Origin of the sequence: Pedobacter sp. G11 (assembly GCF_003860265.1) — a bacterium.
Lineage (GTDB): Bacteria > Bacteroidota > Bacteroidia > Sphingobacteriales > Sphingobacteriaceae > Pedobacter > Pedobacter agri.
In genome coordinates this window covers 4,699,069-4,715,274 of sequence record NZ_CP034190.1, presented here as the reverse complement: position 1 = coordinate 4,715,274, position 16,206 = coordinate 4,699,069, and the positions used below count along the sequence as shown (strand labels likewise).

Below are 16,206 nucleotides of genomic sequence, written 5' to 3'. Positions count from 1 at the left end.
TATCTAGCCATTTATTTATGATAATTAAAAAATTAAGCAGGGCGATAGCCCTGCTACTTTTTTGGGGTGTTTTTTTTACACCAATAGCTCAAGCGCAAAAAATATTTTTCAGGCATTATACTGTTTCTGATGGTCTGTGTGCTAACACCATCTGGGATATCGAACAAGATAATCAAGGTTATATGTGGTTTGGCACCAAGTATGGCTTGAGCAGATTTGATGGCTACGATTTTAAATCCTTTCAATACCAAAAGGGTGTTCCAGGTAGCATTGGAAATAACTTTATTCGCAAAATATTTAAGTATGATGCCAAAACTTTCTGGATCGGCACCGATGAAGGTATTTACATTTTCGACCTGGAAACAGAAAAGTTTACACTTTTTAAACCACTTCAAAATTCTTTTATCAACGATATCATCCGATCTAAAGATGGTAACATCTGGATTGCAACCAAAGAAAGAGGCGTTTACTGTTTCTCTACACCAACTCAAAAGTTAAAAAACTTTTCGACTTCCTCCGCAGTAAAAATTTCATCAAATGAAGTACCTAAAATACTGCAGGACGATGCAGGAGATATATGGTTGGGTACTTATGGTAAAGGAATTGATGTTTTAAATCCGAAAACAAATCAAATCCGACACTATAATACATCTTCTGCTTCGAAGCTTTCGAGTAATGTAATTCTTGACTTGTATAAAGACAGTAATGGCGATATCTGGATTGGAACCATGGCAGGTGGTTTAAATCTTTGGAATAAAAAGACAGATAGCTTTACTATTTATCAAAAATCATCAGGAAATTCCATTAGCGATAATATTGTCAGAACTATTTATGAGCCGAAGCCTGGCTATATCTGCCTGGGTACTGAAAAAGGTTTAAACATTTTTGATCGCAAAAATAATCGATTTACGGTTTATCAAAATAAAAATAATGATCCTTTCAGCATCAATGATGATGCAGTTTACAATGTTTTTAAAGATAAAGAAGGTGGCATTTGGGTAGGGACTTATTTTGGAGGATTGAATTATTACCACGAAGGAAGCTCAGGATTCGAGTTTTATTATCCATCGGGTGTTAAAAATTCCCTTTCTGGAAATGCGGTAAGTGCTTTCCTGGAAACTAAACCGGGGCAAATGTGGATTGGTACGGAAGATGGTGGTTTGAACTATTTTAATTCAGTTGATAAAACCTTCAAAAAATTTCCCTTTTCAGCCGGGCAAGACAGTCTTTCGTATCACAATATTCATGCACTTTATAAAGATAAATCTGGCAATATCTGGGTTGGCATGTACACCGGCGGTTTGAATATTCTTAATCCAGCAACAGGGAAAATCAAGCGGTATAAAAGTGATCCCGGAAATCCAGCCACACTTAGCGATAATAGCGTTTATTCAATTGAAGAAGACCGGCAAGGTAGAATTTGGGTTTCAACTATCTCTGGCTTAAATCTTTATGATCAGCAAAATGATCGTTTCATTCGCATCAAAGGAAAAAATCTGGATAAGAGTTGTATTTATCAGGTTTACCAGGATAAAGATAACGTCATCTGGATTGCTACATACGATAACGGATTAATTAGGATGGATCCTAATAACCACCTTACACAATATGCTTATTCCAGTAAACCTGGCTCCATCAGTTCTAACAAAATTATTTGTATGCTGGATGATGGCGAAGGTAATTTATGGCTAGGAACTGATGGAAGCGGCTTAAATGTTTTCAATAAAAAATCGGGTAAATTTAAATCTGCAGAAGATGAAAACTGGATTAAAAGTGCCGTTGTATATGGCATTGTAAAGGATAATACCGGCAAAATGTGGTTTTCTACTAATAATGGCGTTTTTGAATTTGACCCCAAAACGAAGGTGAAAAGGAGCTTTGGAAAATGGGATAATTTGCAAAGCCAGCAATACAATTATAAGGCATTTTATAAAGATTCAACCGGGAAGCTTTATTTTGGAGGGATAAACGGATTTAACGCTTTCTATCCAGATCAGGTTCAAAATACCACTTCAACACCAAAGGTTTCATTTACTAATTTTCAGTTATTCAATAAAGATTTAGACTTAAACGATGACAAAAGTCCGCTGAAAAGTTCCATAAATTATACCGATGAAGTGATATTGGATTACAACCAGTCTGTATTAAGTATCGAATACGCATCACTGAGTTTTATCGCTCCCAATAAGCTACAGTATGCTTTCAAAATGGAAGGATTTGATAAGGGATGGAACAATGTCGGTAGCCAGAGAAAAGCAACCTATACCAATTTACCTGCCGGCGATTACAGTTTTCAGGTAAAGGTAATTGATGATTTAGGGGCAGATATTGGAGCGGTATCTACCATTAAAATAAAAATATTACCACCGTTTTATAAAACGATTCCGGCCTATATCTTCTACTTTTTGGTTTTTGTAGCTGGTGCATTCTGGCTACGCCGGTATGTGTATGAAAAGGAACGAAAACGCAACGAAATTAAACTGGAAAGGCTAAAAAACAAAAATGAGCAAGACTTCTATAAACAAAAAATAGAGTTTTTTACAGCAATGGCACATGAAATCAGAACACCGCTTTCATTGATTATTGCTCCGTTAGAGCGACTTCTATCAAAAAAGGAAAAAGATAGGGAAGCGATGGATCAGCTACAGGTAATGGAAGAAAACTCTGATCGCCTGCTTACATTAGTGAACCAGTTACTTGACTTTAGACGCATTGAAAGTGATATTTTCGAAATCCATCCAGAGCCAATTGAACTCATCTATCTGATCAATAGTATTCGCGATCGTTTCTCGCCAATTGCAACAAAAAGAGGATTAGAATTTTCGATTGTAAGTGCTTTTCAAAAACTTGACATTAACGCCGATCCGGAAGCTCTGATGAAGATTCTGAGTAATTTATTAATCAACGCCTTTAAGTTTGCCCGCAATAAACTGGAAATCAAGGTAAATGATTTGTATACTTCCGCAGATGGGCAACAGATGGTTTCCATTAGTGTAGAAGATGACGGAATAGGTATTCCAAAAGCGCAATTGGATTCAATTTTTAAAAAGTTTTTTAAGGTTTCTACCGAGGAACATCATTATACCAATCTCGGTGGTACGGGTATTGGATTAGCACTTGCCAAATCTTTGAGTGAAAAACACGGAGGTAAGCTTGAAGTGAGGAGTGAGGAAGGGGTGAGAACAACATTCACCGTTTTGATTCCATTTATGCAAAATGAAATTGCAATGGGCAACGATTTTGAAGAGGTGAGTGAAGATCCCGAAGGTAAACTAACTGTATTAGTGGTAGAAGATGATCCATCTTTGCTGGAATTTTTATCTAAAAGCTTTATTGCTGAGGGCTATCATACCATCAGATCGAAAAACGGAAAAGAAGCACTTAAACAGCTGGATCATCACCAGGTTGATCTGGTAATTTCTGATGTGATGATGCCGGTAATGGATGGCATCGAGCTATGCAAAATCATCAAAAATGATATTGATTATAGCCATTTACCGGTGGTTTTATTAACTGCCAAAACGAATACCGATGCAGAAATACAAGGTTTAGAAAGTGGGGCAGACGCTTATATCTCAAAACCTTTTAAATGGAAACAGCTTTCTTTAGTGATTAAAAACCTACTGGAACGGCAAGCGAATTTGAAACAACGATTTGCGCAAAGTCCGTTAGAAGGAACTGAAATTTTAATCAGTGGTAATCGGGATAAAAAATTTCTGGAGAAAATTACCCAGATTATCGAAGCAAGAATTTCGGATCCGCAACTTTCTGTTGAAGATTTAGGAAGGGAGGTTGGTTTAAGCCGGTCGAGTTTATACAAAAAAATCAAAGCCAAAACCGGCCATGTACCCAATGAATTTGTGCGATTAATTAGATTAAAAACAGCTGCTAAATTATTGGTAGAGCAGGAATATACGATTGCTGAAATTGGCTATATGGTGGGGTTTAATTCGCACTCCTATTTTAGCAAATGCTTTTTTACCCAATTTGAATTAACGCCAACAGAATTTGCCGAAAAATATAAAAAAGATATTCCAGTAGATTAATTTACTGGAATATCTTTCCTTAAAACAAATCATTAGATTTTCGATTGTAGTGTATAGTTTGCAGAAACGCCTAAATTTTCTTTAGAGGCTGTTATCTATTTGTCTGGTTCCTGCTTTATAATACAACTCTGCTATCGTTTTCTGATAACTGGAAATCATACTTTCCTGCTTTATTTTCATATCGATTAACTTCGTTTCACGGCTGTTAATCAAAAACAATGTACTTTCACCCAGTGCAAATTTTTGGTTTTCACCGGTTACCAAGATCTGCTGATTTTCGATACTCTTTTGTTGTACTGCCAACTGTGCAGCGTAAGCCGAAAGATCGTTGTACGAAGCTAAGATGTTATTCCGGATTTCTCTTCCTGATTGCTGAAGCTCGTAGCTCAGTTCCTGCTGCTTAATTTTCACTTCTCTGAGTTTTCCTCTTTCAGATCTTAAAAAAAGTGGAAACGCAAATTCTAAACCCAGTTTATAGTTACTCCAATTAAAATCATAATAACCCGGGATACTACTGTTAAAATTTGTGCGGCTGGATATTAAATTACCGATCACATTTAGCTTTGGTTTGAGTAACTCTTGCCGGTAACTTCTTTCAATTGCCAGTTGCGCTCCCTTGGTTCTTAACTTTACCAGATCCGGGTGCTGGTTAGCTGATTGACCTAACAAAGTATCTAATACCAGTGGATTTAAGCGATTTGGTATTGCTATGATGTTTTGTGGCAACGCGTCTGCCGGTAGTTCAAGCGGGTTTCCATCTTCGTTCCAAAGGTGATTTGATAATACCAAACGGGCATTCTGTAATTCAATAGCCGTTTTTTCTTTTTGGATCATCCTTTCCTGAACGGTAATATAAGCCTCAACTGAATCTATCCCGGGTTTATCCCCTAATACCGTTTGTGTGCTCAGTGCTTTAAAGCGCCGCTCAGCCAATTCAAGACCTTCTTCAATAAGCTCAAACTGCTTATAAGCATAATACCAGTTCCAATAATCTTTAGCTACGCCGTACCAAACACTGTTAATTTGCTTTAACTGATCTGCTTCAGCGTACTCAACCATAATTTTCGATTGCCTTAAAGTATTTCTTCGGGCATCGATGATTAATCCTTGGCCTAATGGAATACTTATTCCTACTGCAGATAAGCCTTGGTTATTTGTTCGGCTTTCAGGGTTTACGTACGTTCCAACATTGCGGTCATAGCCAACCTTTAAATCAGCACCAGCAAGCCAAAGTGGGATTTTCAGTTCGCTATCCCACTTATTGTAATATTCTGTGTTTCCAAATAACTTTCTGGCAAAACCAGCTTTTAAAGTTGGGTCGAAATAACCCAGCGATTGCAATACATTTGCCCGTGCCGCCTCACTTAAAAGTGCCGCCTGTTTTATAATCGGATGATATCTAAAAACAAGCATCTGCAAATCTTCAAGTGAAAAAACTCTGGCCGTATCGTAATTTTTTTTGATTACTGCATTCGGTTTTAGCTGAGCAGTGCTAAACTGGCTTATTAACATCATCCATATAAAGCAAATAGCAAAGCTTTTTAATTTTATATTCATGTTAAAATTATCTTTATTTTGCATCTGTCAAACTTTTAGAGGGTTCTTTCTCTAAACTTGGAGGAAAACCATTAAGTTGTCGCCAGATTTCATACCATAGCGGCACTGATCTAAGAATGATGCGGCCAAAAACCCCCGATCCTTGACGTAGCTGAGGTGGCCATGGTTCATCGTTCACCGGTACCGGGTTGGTTTGACTAATCAGTACACGATATTTTCCGTCAGAACTACTCACTTTATCAATAGAAAATATTTTTCCGGCAAAAGTACCTACTGCTACTGATGGCCATCCAGAAAACTGAACCGATGGCCAGCCTTCGAATTGTAAACGAACATTGCTTGTATCTAAAATCAATGGAACATCCATGGCACTCACATATAACTCTGCCGCCACCATTGGTGATTTTGGTTGTAAGGTGGCTACTGATTCTCCTTCTTTAATATTTTCGCCAATACCCGCTTTTAGTGTTTTTACTACAAATCCGCTTTGCGGCGCACGAACAACGTATAAACTTCTCCTCACATTGATGTTGGAAATATCATTCCTTAGCTTAGCAATTTCACCCTGTGCACTGGCCCGGCTGGAAATTGCCGAACTCATATCTGACTGTGCTTTCGCCAATGATTCCTGGTATTTTGCCCTGATGTTATCCAGTTCGATAATTGAGTTCAATAAATTTTGTCTCGAATTGCCTAACTTATTTTGCTGACTGATTACTTTGGCATTATCCTCCTGTAGTTTTAATCTTCTGGTCTCAATATCTGTTAATGAAAATAACCCGTTTTTATAACCAGCTTCATATCGCTCCAAACGAACTTTTGCTGTTTCATAGAATTTTTGTACCGCCAAAAGTTCCGCACTATCTATGCTTAAATAATTCCTGGCCTGGCGAACCTTGTTTTCTGCAGCTTTTATCTGGAAATTCAAACCATTACCCAAAGCATCAATCTGAGATCTAGTGGCATCCATTTTTTGTACGGCTGCGGTTTCACTTCCTCGTTTAGCATCCAACTGTTCATTAAGTCGGGTGGGTAATTCCGGATCAAAATAAGATTGACTGGTTTCTGAAATTACCAGGATGGTATCACCTTTTTTTACTTCTTGTCCTTCTCTTACTGCCCAATGTTCTATTCTGCCGCCAATTTGATTTTGAACAGTTTGCGGCCGATCTTCAGGACGCAATGCTGTAACAGTGCCACGTCCGGGTATAGTTTGCCTGTAAGGAAGAAACAATAAAATGATGAAGAAAACTAACACAAACAGTGCTACTTTACCTAACCGCTTTGAGCCCTTAGCATCAATAATTCTGCTATTGGCATGTGTAGAAAGCTCTTCCCAAGCTTTAATTTGAGCCAGATTGTTGCTAATTTTACCCATTAGTCAGGTCTCCTTCCTCTAACTCCAAATCGGTTACGACAGCTAATTTCTCACTTCCCGTAACCATATCAAATACCGTATTTAAGTTTGTCATCAGTTTTTCAATGGCATAACTAATTTGTACAATAATTACTTCTGCGGCAACGAACTGGCCAAAAGTCATTTGGCGCTCTACTACAAAATATGATCCCATTAACAAAAGCGCTCCCATTAAAATGGTACGTAAGGCTACAGCGCTCATGAAAAAATTTCTCAATACCGTAAAATGGTCATTACGGGCCTGAATATAATTTGCAGTAATCTCATCGGTACGGTCTATGATTTCTTTTCTTTTAACTTTGCTTTCGCGATAAGTATCTAAATCTCCGGCAATTTCTTCCAGATAGGCCACCACTTCATACTTATAACTCGATTCTTCCATGCTCGTTTGCACCCCACGGCGATAGTATAAAACTAACACCAGGATAATCACCAGCAATACGAATGTTCCAAAAGCCATAAAAACAGGGTGATAGAATGAGAGCAAAATTACGCTGAAAAAGATTTGCACTCCAGCGGCAATAATATCAACCAATAATTTGGTTAAGCCCTTCTGTATGGTTAGGATATCGAAAAACCGATTGATCAGCTCTGAAGGATTTTCGCCTTCCAGAGCCTTCTTTTTAATACGTGGCAAGCGAAATGCAAATTCCAGTGCTGCCTTTGTAAAAATCTTTTGCTCTAAAAACTCAACCAGAGTTAACTGGCCAATTAATAAAATACCGCCTACAACAATACCTACCAATATCACGGCAATTAAGATATAAGTAGAGCTATACACCGCACCGTTAGATAGCAAATTAAATACTGCACTGGTTCCTAATGGTAATGATAGGCCGATTAATCCAATTAATAGGGCATATATATAAATGTAATTGATGGTTTTACGCTCCAGGTGAAGCATACGCACCAATCTTTGCCAGGGCGTTGGAGCGCCGACAATATGATGATTTTTCATTTGTGTATGATAATTTTTAAAAAGTTTGGGATGAAATTTCCTGGGATGAAATCTTTAGCTCACAAAATTAGTCAAAAAATATAATTAAGACTTAATTTATGTCAAAGCTGGTCCGTCCGGAGGCGGTGTAGGCACATTTTTTGGAGGGAAATTTCCAATTCGATCCCTATAGGCACTAACCCTAACTGGCAAATGATTTGTCCAAAGTGGATGCTCATGATCCATAATTGATGATTCGTATAGGAGCAACTTCTTTTTCGCGGTATCGAAGGATTCTTCTTCCTTATCCTTACTTTCCTCCGCACTCTTTTCGATAGAATAGGTAGAAGATGATGAAAAAGAGGAAATGGAAAAGGTGAAGAATTTAAGCATAAATATGCCCAACAGCAAGCAGCCAAATATGCTCTTCAAAGAATTTTTTCCTAATAACCTAATCATCGAGTTGCAAAGATATAATGGCAATCGATACGGTGAACTCATTTTACTCATTTTAAAGTCACTTTCTGGAAGATTTAGCAAAGATTAACCTAAATATTATATTATTATTAAAACGAAATTAGAAAAAGCTCGAACTTGATTAAAACTTATCATTACTTATTAAAGGCAATTCTATTTTAGACCTAATTCGGCTAAGTGTCTCAACCCTCATCCCAAGATAACTTGCTTGGAATTTTACCGGCAGGCGATCGATATAGTTAATGCCTTTCGACACAAACATGCTGTATCGATCTGCAGCATTTGGTATTCTTGCAAGGATTGCACTTTGAGATGCAGCATAATATTGAATAGCGAAAAGTTTTCGCCCTATAATATGCGCCTCAGGGAATTTGGCATACACGGTTTCAATTAAGGAATAGGGAATTCGTATTAAATGACAGTCTTCTAAAGCCTGCAAATACTCTGTAGAATAACTCTCTAGGCCATCGGGATGTCTGATTGCGCCAATAATTTCATTCTCAAAACTAAAACGTGTGGTAATTTCTTTATTATTATTCCGTACGAAACCTCGAACCAATCCACTGGTGATAAAAAAAAGATATGCATTGTGATCCAATGGGGAAACAATGAATTTTTTTTTTTTTACTGTTATTGGGCAGCAATGGGTTCGATAATCGATCATTAATTCTTCTGAAATAGGACTTAAACTTTTAAAATAATTAAAAAGTGGTTCGATAAATGAATTTGGTTCGGAACTTAGCATATTAATTAGAAACGGCTTATATCTTCGATTAGGTTTTTAATTTTATTTGTTGATTTACGTAATATTCCCAGAAGTGGTTTTTAACCTATTTGATAAAATTTAAGATAAATTATAGCAATTGTGGGATATTATTTCGGTATAAGTGATTCGACTACATTTTATCAAGAAAAAATTAGGTTGATGGCGCACAAACTCGGATCTTTAATTTTCAATATTAGATTTTCAAGTAATAAAACCTTCTTGTAGATATGCGAAATTTCCTGTTGCTAGTGATCACGATATCTTTAATCATTTTCAATCTCCAAGTTTTTGCGCAACACACTTCTGTTTATGATCAGGAATTAATTAGGTTGAAATCTGAAGCTAAGGAGAAATTATCCCGGCAGGTTGATCTATTTAATGCATACAGGGATCGCCCAGAATCCGACGGCCCATATCGTAAAGAAAATAATAAAGATTTTCTACTTAACAATGTTCCGTTTTTTGATTGCGACGATACGCTTCTATCAGAAGTTTATAACTATCGCTGGTGGATGATCAGCAAACATCTAAAGGAATATAATGATCCTTATGATCATAAAAAATATTGGGTGGTAACGGAGTTTTTTGGCGTAAAGCCATGGGCATCGAGGAGCGGAGCAATCACTTGTCCGGCAGGGCACCAGTTTTACGATGTGCGCTGGCTAAGGAATAATCAGTATTTGAAATCCTATACCGACTATTTTATCAGTGGTTCGGCTTCTAAATTAAATCAGCGGGAAAATGCAAATTTTTTAACTTATTTGAGCAGGCCGGAAAGTCACCACTTTTCGAGTTGGATGATTAACGGCGTTGATGCTTTCCTAAAAATTCATCCTGATAAAACATGGCTTAGAGAGAAGCTACCTGATTTAGAACGTCATCAACAGGTTTGGGATAGTTTGTTCACGGTGAAAAATAAAAACTCACCCACTTCTGGAATGTATAAAATTCTTGATTTGTATAATGGAATGGAATTTAGTCTTTCTGCAGTAATGGGATTGATTAAAAGTGAAGGTCCATACAGTATTTACACAAATGAGTCATGGCGGAACTATTATTTGGGTTGGGAAACTACTGGTAGAGCCGCTCAATCATTACAGGCAAAGCAATATCCTAAAGCGTTTCGCAGCGGCTATCCTGATTTTTATATGGTCAGGCCATCGGTAAACAGTTATGTTTATGGCAATCTGAAATCGTTAGCTGATCTCTATCGGCAGGACGCTTTTAACTTTAAAGACGAACATTCGGCAACAAAAGCAGCACTTTATCAGAAAAATGCTACGAACCTTCAAGAAAAGGTATTAACCGTGTTATGGAACGATGATGATAAATTTTTTAATTCGCTAACTGCCGGAGATAACGAATTCGGTGTAAAAGATTTCCAGTCAAATGTTCGTGAGTCTGTTGGTTATTCGCCATGGTATTTTAAACTGATTCCGTTAAAACATTACCGGAAGTTTGGCGAATCATGGAATATGTTTTCTTCCGCAAAAGGTTTTTATCATACCAAAGGAATGACTACTGCAGAACGTCAACATCCGTTTTACAACGAACAGGCCTATGCGTGGAATGGCAGGGGCTGGCCATATGAAAATTCAGTGGTTTATAAAGGTTATGCAAATTATCTTCGCGACTACAAAAAGAATGCTTCATTAGGTGAGAAACAATTGCTGATAGATTATGTAATGAAGCTTGCAAGAATGCATGGCTCGAAAGAAAAAAATATCGGCGAATGGTACATTCCCAGCAATGGAGAATCTTTCGGTGGAGAAAAGGATTATTTTCATTCTAGTTTTCCCGATATCATTATTGAAGATCTTATTGGCTTCAAGGCTTCACACGCAGATGAGTTTGCTATCGAACCGCTGCTTTATGATGATCTTTGGAGCTATTTCTATCTGGGGAATATTAGATACCATAACCATGATATCGATATTGTTTGGAAAAAAGATTGGGATACTGATAAACCTGGAAATCAAAGTAAAATATGCGTTTGGGTTGACGGGAAGTTGAAAGATTCAAAAAAATCACTAGCTGAAAAAATGAAAATTAAGCTTTAGACCGCAGAAAATCGAACATAAAAAAACCCTCCAGTTTTACTGAAGGGTTTGTGGGCCCAGCTGGGCTCGAACCAGCGACCAAAAGATTATGAGTCTTCTACTCTAACCAACTGAGCTATAGGCCCTGAAAAAAACATTGTTTTTTTGCGAGTGCAATGTTACAAATTTGAATTCAATTTTGGAAAATGTTTTTAGCTAAAAGTTAAATATAGGCTCATTTTGAGTAAATTAAAATCAAATGGCAGTTATCAAGCTAAATCGATCATTAAAACTTTTCCAAACCGATAAGGTGTATATGCATATTATAAATTTAAACGAATATTCTGACCAGCAATCTATTTGTTTATGGAGATATATTTTGAACGATGAAATAGTTTGCTAACGAGTTCAGATTTTGAAAGCCTCAAATCAATCTCCTGATCATTCGAATTGTAATAACCCCATTAATTTCAAAACGCCAAATCTCATTTTAAATTAACTGTCTGTAAGTTAAGTCTTTACGTGATGAAAGATACTAAATAAATTTTATTTATAAATCACAATGATTATTTGTGATGATATGCAAATAGTAAATTTGATGCAGAGAATAGCTCGTTGCAATTGGTTTAACCTCTTTTTATAAAATTTAGCGTAATTTTATAATCTGTAACCAAACAATTTTGGCTAAAAAGTATTTAAAGAAAATGCATTTCTTCCAAACAAATAATTTATATCAACAAGAAACACATTCATGAATTACAAACAATTGCAGGAAGATGTAGAAAAGCACGTTAGCGATTACTTCCATACCCACAACGATCCGCGATTGGTTTATCATAATTTGGAACATACCGAGGAGGTTGTAAGTGCAGCCCAGCAAATTGCAAATCACTATCAATTAAACGAACAAGACTATTTTACCGTAACGGTTGCAGCATACTTTCATGATACAGGTTATTTTGAAGATGCATTTAATCACGAGGTTAAAGGTGCAGAATTGGCCGATCAGTTCCTGCTCACTCACAAGGTGAATGATGAAGTTCGTCAACAGGTTAAAAGTGCAATTCTGGCTACAAAAATTCCGCAAACGCCTAAAAGTCAAATCGATAAAATTATCTGTGATGCCGATCTTTTTCATTTAGGATTAACCGATTTTCGGAAAAAAGGAAAGCTCATGCATAAAGAAGCTGAGCTAATCCATAAAAAAGACATTAGCAAATTAGATTGGCGCAAAAGAGATATCCAGTTTATGGAATCTCATCGCTACCATACTGATTACGCTATTCTTTTGCTAAATGATCAGAAACAGGCAAACATAGCTAAACTAAAAAGCAAGCTAACGGCGCAACAGGAAATTAGTACCGAACTTGCTGAGCCACGTAATTTTGCGCCAACCATAGATCTTGGAAAAAGCAAAAAGAAGGATAAAGACGATCGACCGGATAAAGGTATCGAAACCATGTTTCGCATTACATCGGCAAATAACCAGCGGTTAAGTGATATGGCAGATAACAAAGCACATATTTTAATCACTGTGAATTCTATCATGCTTTCCTTAATTGTGAGTTTGCTTTTACGCCGGCTGGAAGATCATGGAAATCTGATTATTCCAACATTTATCCTTCTTATCGTGAGTTTAACCTGTGTGGTGGTTTCGATATTGTCAACACGTCCATCTATACCAAAGGGAGAGTTTACCCAGGAGGATATGGATAATAAAAAAGTAAACCTCTTGTTTTTTGGTAACTTTTATAAAATGAGTTTGCCGAGTTATACCGATGGGATGATCAAGGTGATGAACGATAAAGATTTTCTCTATGGAACTTTAATTACCGATGTGTATTCACAAGGGGTGGTTTTGGGAAGAAAATATAAATTAATCCGCCTGGCTTACAACATATTTATGTGGGGTTTAATTGCTGCGGTATTTGCCTTTGTAATTGCATATGCAGCTTACGGTAAACTTTAAAGGCATAAAATGATTGAAACATCTTTTTTTAACAGAGATTTAAGCTGGCTGAAATTCAACGAGCGGATTATGATGGAAGCCGAACGCGATACGGTTCCATTGCTCGAAAGAATTAAGTTCCTCTCGATATTTTCTTCAAATCTTGATGAATTTTATCGTGTGCGTATGCCTGTGCTCTTGGCTTTAGAGAAACTGAGCAGCCGGGAAGATAATGATATTCACATCGAGGAGGATCTTTTAAATACTGCTAATCAATTTATTTCCGATCAGCAGCAGCGTTTCGGTAAAGCTTTAAAGTTGAGCATTATTCCTGCGCTGAAAGAAAATCACATTACTTTGGTTTATGGCCACGCTTATCCTAACGAGATTGAAAAACCTGTTACTCAATACTTTTTGAGTCAGGTGCTGGCATTTTTACAACCTGTTTTTATTGATGGAAATACCAATTTCTTTCCTGCTAACAATGAACTTTATTTTCTGATTACGCTTAAACGCAACTCGGGAACAAAAGCAGTGGTTCTTAATATTCCGTCGAATGAGTTACCGCGTTTTTATAAAGTTGAAACCCAGAATGAAACTTTTGTTGTCTTTCTAGATGATATTATTCGTTTCCATTTGGATCGTATTTTTCCAGATGATGAAGTTTCCGGTTGTTTTAGTTTTAAAATTACACGCGATGCTGAGATTGATTTGAAAGATGAATATTCCGGTAGTCTGTCTGAACAGTTGGAAAAACAATTACAGAAACGGGATTTGGGTCTGGCGACACGTTTTCTACATCAGCCCGGAATCCCAGCCGAGATTTTAACACTGGTAAAGAAAATATTTAACCTCAAAAAAGCCAATAATATTGAAGGTGGTCAATATCATAACCTGAAAGATTTAATGGCCTTTCCGGTAAAGTCGGATAAACTCTCAAACGACTTATGGCCTAAGATATGTAATACTGACTTTATTGACGGGACATTAACAGCGTCAATCGAAAAGAACGATATCATTGTGCATACACCTTATCAGAGTTACGATAGTGTTTTACGTTTTTTTAACGAGGCAGCAATTGATGAAACCGTAAAAGAAATCTATGTTACACTTTATCGTGTAGCAAGCGATTCAAAAATTGTTAATGCCTTAATCAGCGCAGCTAAAAACGGTAAAAAAGTGACGGTTTTGGTGGAGTTAAAGGCTCGTTTCGATGAAGCCAACAACATCAAGTGGGCAAAAAAAATGAAAGCTGTTGGCGTAGATATTATTTATAGCGTTACGGCACTGAAAGTTCATGCTAAGGTTGCTTTGGTGAAACGAAAAGTGGACGGTAGAATGCGTTACGTAGGTTTATTTGCCACCGGTAATTTTAATGAGACTACAGCGGGCTTTTACACCGATCATATTTTAATGACAGCCAATAAGGAGATGCTTCGTGAGGTGGAATTGCTTTTTATCTTCCTGGCTAAACGTGTTAAGCCTACCGCAGAAAATTTCATAAAGTTTAATGAGTTATTGGTGGCACAATTTAATCTGCAACAAAGGTTTCTTTCATTAATCGATCGGGAAATTGAATTTGCCAAACATGGAAAAGCAGCAGCAATTACCATCAAAATGAACAATCTCGAAGAAAAGGTACTGATTAACAAATTATACGAAGCATCGCAGGCTGGCGTAAAAATCGAATTGATTGTTCGCGGAATTTGCCGCTTAATTCCCGGCGTAAGCGGAATGAGCGAAAACATCAAAATTATTAGAATTGTAGACCGCTATTTGGAACATGGTCGGGTTTTTGTATTCAACAACCTGGGTGAGGAGGATGTTTATTTAGGCTCTGCAGATTGGATGAACCGAAATATTTACCGCCGGATTGAGGTTTGCTTTCCCATTCACGATCAAAAAATAAAGCAAGAAATTTTAGCAATCATCGATATCCAAAAACAGGATAATACACAAGCTGTTATTATTGATGATTTGATGAATAATGTGCCGGTTAACGCTGGAAAGATTCCCGTTGCCTCACAGTATGCCATCTATCAATATTTAAAGGACAAGAATTAAATTTCCAAAAATGAATAAGAATAAAACAAAAATAACCGCAGTTGCTGCGTTAATGACTTTAGCTTTTGCAGGGGTTTCATGTGTAAATGAAAAACACGATGATAAAGCGGCTTCCACTGAAGAAACAGCAAAAACGAGTACGCCAAAATCTGATTTACCATACGATTTAGCTAATCCGGTAAAATATAACATGCAACAAAACCTGTTCGAAATTTCAGGCATTGTTTTCCATAAAGGCGATCCGAGTAGAGTATTCGCCATTCAGGATGAAGATGGTGACTTATTCTATTTAGGTTTAGAGGATAAAGAATCTAAATTTACCAAATTCGGTGGTAAGGGCGATTATGAAGATTTAGCGATTATCAACGATCAGATTATTGTATTGAAGAGCAATGGAGAACTGCATACATTTCCAATTTCGGAAATTAATAAGCCTGAAGTAGCAAATGTGGTTAAAACGACAGATTTGGTTCCGAAAGCCGAATATGAGGGTTTGGCCGCTGATGAAAAAGCAGGGATGGTTTATGTCTTAACAAAAGAGGTGAAAAAAGGAAAAAAAGATGAAACGGAAATTTTTGCCTTTAAATTCGATGGAGGTAAATTTACTCCGAGTGGAACCTTTGCTTTATCATATAAAGAAATTGCTGATTTGGCGGGCGAGTCAAAAATGAAATTTCGTCCATCAGCTTTGGCTAAAAATCCGTCGACAGGCGAGTGGTACGTGCTATCTTCTATGAATAAATTGTTAGTGGTTACCGATGCTGATTTTAAAATTAAAGGCACTTATCCGCTAAAAGGAGGCGCATTCAATCAACCTGAAGGAATTGCTTTTGATCGTGATAATAATCTTTACATTTCTAACGAGGGTGGCACCTTAGCCGCAGGAAACATCTTAATGTTTAAGGTTAAAAAGTAGTCAGCCGAAAATTATCTATCTTTATACAAACGCCAGGCT

The 16,206-nt window shown here is 37.0% G+C and carries 10 protein-coding genes and 1 tRNA gene; 5 read left to right on the top strand and 6 right to left on the bottom strand.

The annotated features are described in order from the left end of the window. The first annotated feature begins 17 nt into the window (after nucleotides 1-17). The gene (locus EA772_RS20240; RefSeq protein ID WP_124914709.1) at nucleotides 18-4,046 is read left to right on the top strand and encodes a two-component regulator propeller domain-containing protein; all 4,029 of its coding nucleotides are present in this window, start codon (nucleotides 18-20) and stop codon (nucleotides 4,044-4,046) included. An 81-nt stretch (nucleotides 4,047-4,127) separates the two neighbouring features. Here EA772_RS20240 and EA772_RS20235 read toward each other — a convergent pair whose 3' ends face one another. The 5 genes from EA772_RS20235 to EA772_RS20215 all read right to left on the bottom strand — a co-directional run bounded on the left by EA772_RS20235 (nucleotide 4,128) and on the right by EA772_RS20215 (nucleotide 9,179). Then, complete coding sequence (locus EA772_RS20235) at nucleotides 4,128-5,603, bottom strand: TolC family protein (RefSeq protein WP_246834003.1); 1,476 nt, start codon at nucleotides 5,601-5,603, stop codon at nucleotides 4,128-4,130. 13 nt (nucleotides 5,604-5,616) lie between these two features. Continuing rightward, on the bottom strand, nucleotides 5,617-6,981 hold the full coding sequence (locus EA772_RS20230) for an HlyD family secretion protein (RefSeq protein ID WP_010600185.1): 1,365 nt from the start codon (nucleotides 6,979-6,981) through the stop codon (nucleotides 5,617-5,619). After that, nucleotides 6,974-7,978 (bottom strand): ABC transporter transmembrane domain-containing protein, encoded by a 1,005-nt coding sequence (locus EA772_RS20225; protein WP_010600184.1) that lies wholly within the window; start codon nucleotides 7,976-7,978, stop codon nucleotides 6,974-6,976. The genes EA772_RS20230 and EA772_RS20225 overlap by 8 nt, the downstream gene beginning before the upstream one ends. A 96-nt stretch (nucleotides 7,979-8,074) precedes the next feature. Beyond that, complete coding sequence (locus EA772_RS20220; RefSeq protein WP_124914707.1) at nucleotides 8,075-8,458, bottom strand: hypothetical protein; 384 nt, start codon at nucleotides 8,456-8,458, stop codon at nucleotides 8,075-8,077. A 97-nt stretch (nucleotides 8,459-8,555) separates the two neighbouring features. Next, a complete protein-coding gene (locus tag EA772_RS20215; protein ID WP_124914706.1) occupies nucleotides 8,556-9,179 on the bottom strand; it encodes a Crp/Fnr family transcriptional regulator in 624 nt (207 codons plus the stop codon). A 248-nt stretch (nucleotides 9,180-9,427) separates the two neighbouring features. Between EA772_RS20215 and EA772_RS20210 the strand changes: the two genes are divergently transcribed. After that, nucleotides 9,428-11,260, top strand: coding sequence for a hypothetical protein (locus EA772_RS20210; protein WP_124914705.1), 1,833 nt, complete (start codon nucleotides 9,428-9,430; stop codon nucleotides 11,258-11,260). A gap of 51 nt (nucleotides 11,261-11,311) precedes the next feature. Here EA772_RS20210 and EA772_RS20205 read toward each other — a convergent pair. Next, nucleotides 11,312-11,385, bottom strand: a tRNA-Ile gene (locus EA772_RS20205). Between the two features lie 605 nt (nucleotides 11,386-11,990). Between EA772_RS20205 and EA772_RS20200 the strand changes: the two genes are divergently transcribed. Genes EA772_RS20200 through EA772_RS20190 form a run of 3 tightly spaced genes read left to right on the top strand, consistent with a single transcriptional unit; the run spans nucleotide 11,991 to nucleotide 16,167 of the window. Beyond that, the gene (locus EA772_RS20200) at nucleotides 11,991-13,208 is read left to right on the top strand and encodes a Pycsar system effector family protein (RefSeq protein WP_124914704.1); all 1,218 of its coding nucleotides are present in this window, start codon (nucleotides 11,991-11,993) and stop codon (nucleotides 13,206-13,208) included. A gap of 9 nt (nucleotides 13,209-13,217) precedes the next feature. Further along, the gene (ppk1, locus tag EA772_RS20195) at nucleotides 13,218-15,251 is read left to right on the top strand and encodes a polyphosphate kinase 1 (protein WP_124914703.1); all 2,034 of its coding nucleotides are present in this window, start codon (nucleotides 13,218-13,220) and stop codon (nucleotides 15,249-15,251) included. 10 nt (nucleotides 15,252-15,261) lie between these two features. Then, complete coding sequence (locus EA772_RS20190) at nucleotides 15,262-16,167, top strand: SdiA-regulated domain-containing protein (RefSeq protein ID WP_124914702.1); 906 nt, start codon at nucleotides 15,262-15,264, stop codon at nucleotides 16,165-16,167. The last annotated feature ends 39 nt before the right edge of the window (nucleotides 16,168-16,206 follow it).

Excerpts from the sequence above, each read along its gene's own strand:
- ppk1 (WP_124914703.1), top strand. The coding sequence starts at position 13,218 with ATGATTGAAACATCTTTTTTTAACAGAGATTTAAGCTGGCTGAAATTC.
- EA772_RS20240 (WP_124914709.1), top strand. The coding sequence starts at position 18 with ATGATAATTAAAAAATTAAGCAGGGCGATAGCCCTGCTACTTTTTTGG.
- EA772_RS20230 (WP_010600185.1), bottom strand. The coding sequence starts at position 6,981 with ATGGGTAAAATTAGCAACAATCTGGCTCAAATTAAAGCTTGGGAAGAG.
- EA772_RS20235 (WP_246834003.1), bottom strand. The coding sequence starts at position 5,603 with ATGAATATAAAATTAAAAAGCTTTGCTATTTGCTTTATATGGATGATG.
- EA772_RS20190 (WP_124914702.1), top strand. The coding sequence starts at position 15,262 with ATGAATAAGAATAAAACAAAAATAACCGCAGTTGCTGCGTTAATGACT.
- EA772_RS20200 (WP_124914704.1), top strand. The coding sequence starts at position 11,991 with ATGAATTACAAACAATTGCAGGAAGATGTAGAAAAGCACGTTAGCGAT.
- EA772_RS20215 (WP_124914706.1), bottom strand. The coding sequence starts at position 9,179 with ATGCTAAGTTCCGAACCAAATTCATTTATCGAACCACTTTTTAATTAT.
- EA772_RS20210 (WP_124914705.1), top strand. The coding sequence starts at position 9,428 with ATGCGAAATTTCCTGTTGCTAGTGATCACGATATCTTTAATCATTTTC.
- EA772_RS20225 (WP_010600184.1), bottom strand. The coding sequence starts at position 7,978 with ATGAAAAATCATCATATTGTCGGCGCTCCAACGCCCTGGCAAAGATTG.
- EA772_RS20220 (WP_124914707.1), bottom strand. The coding sequence starts at position 8,458 with ATGAGTTCACCGTATCGATTGCCATTATATCTTTGCAACTCGATGATT.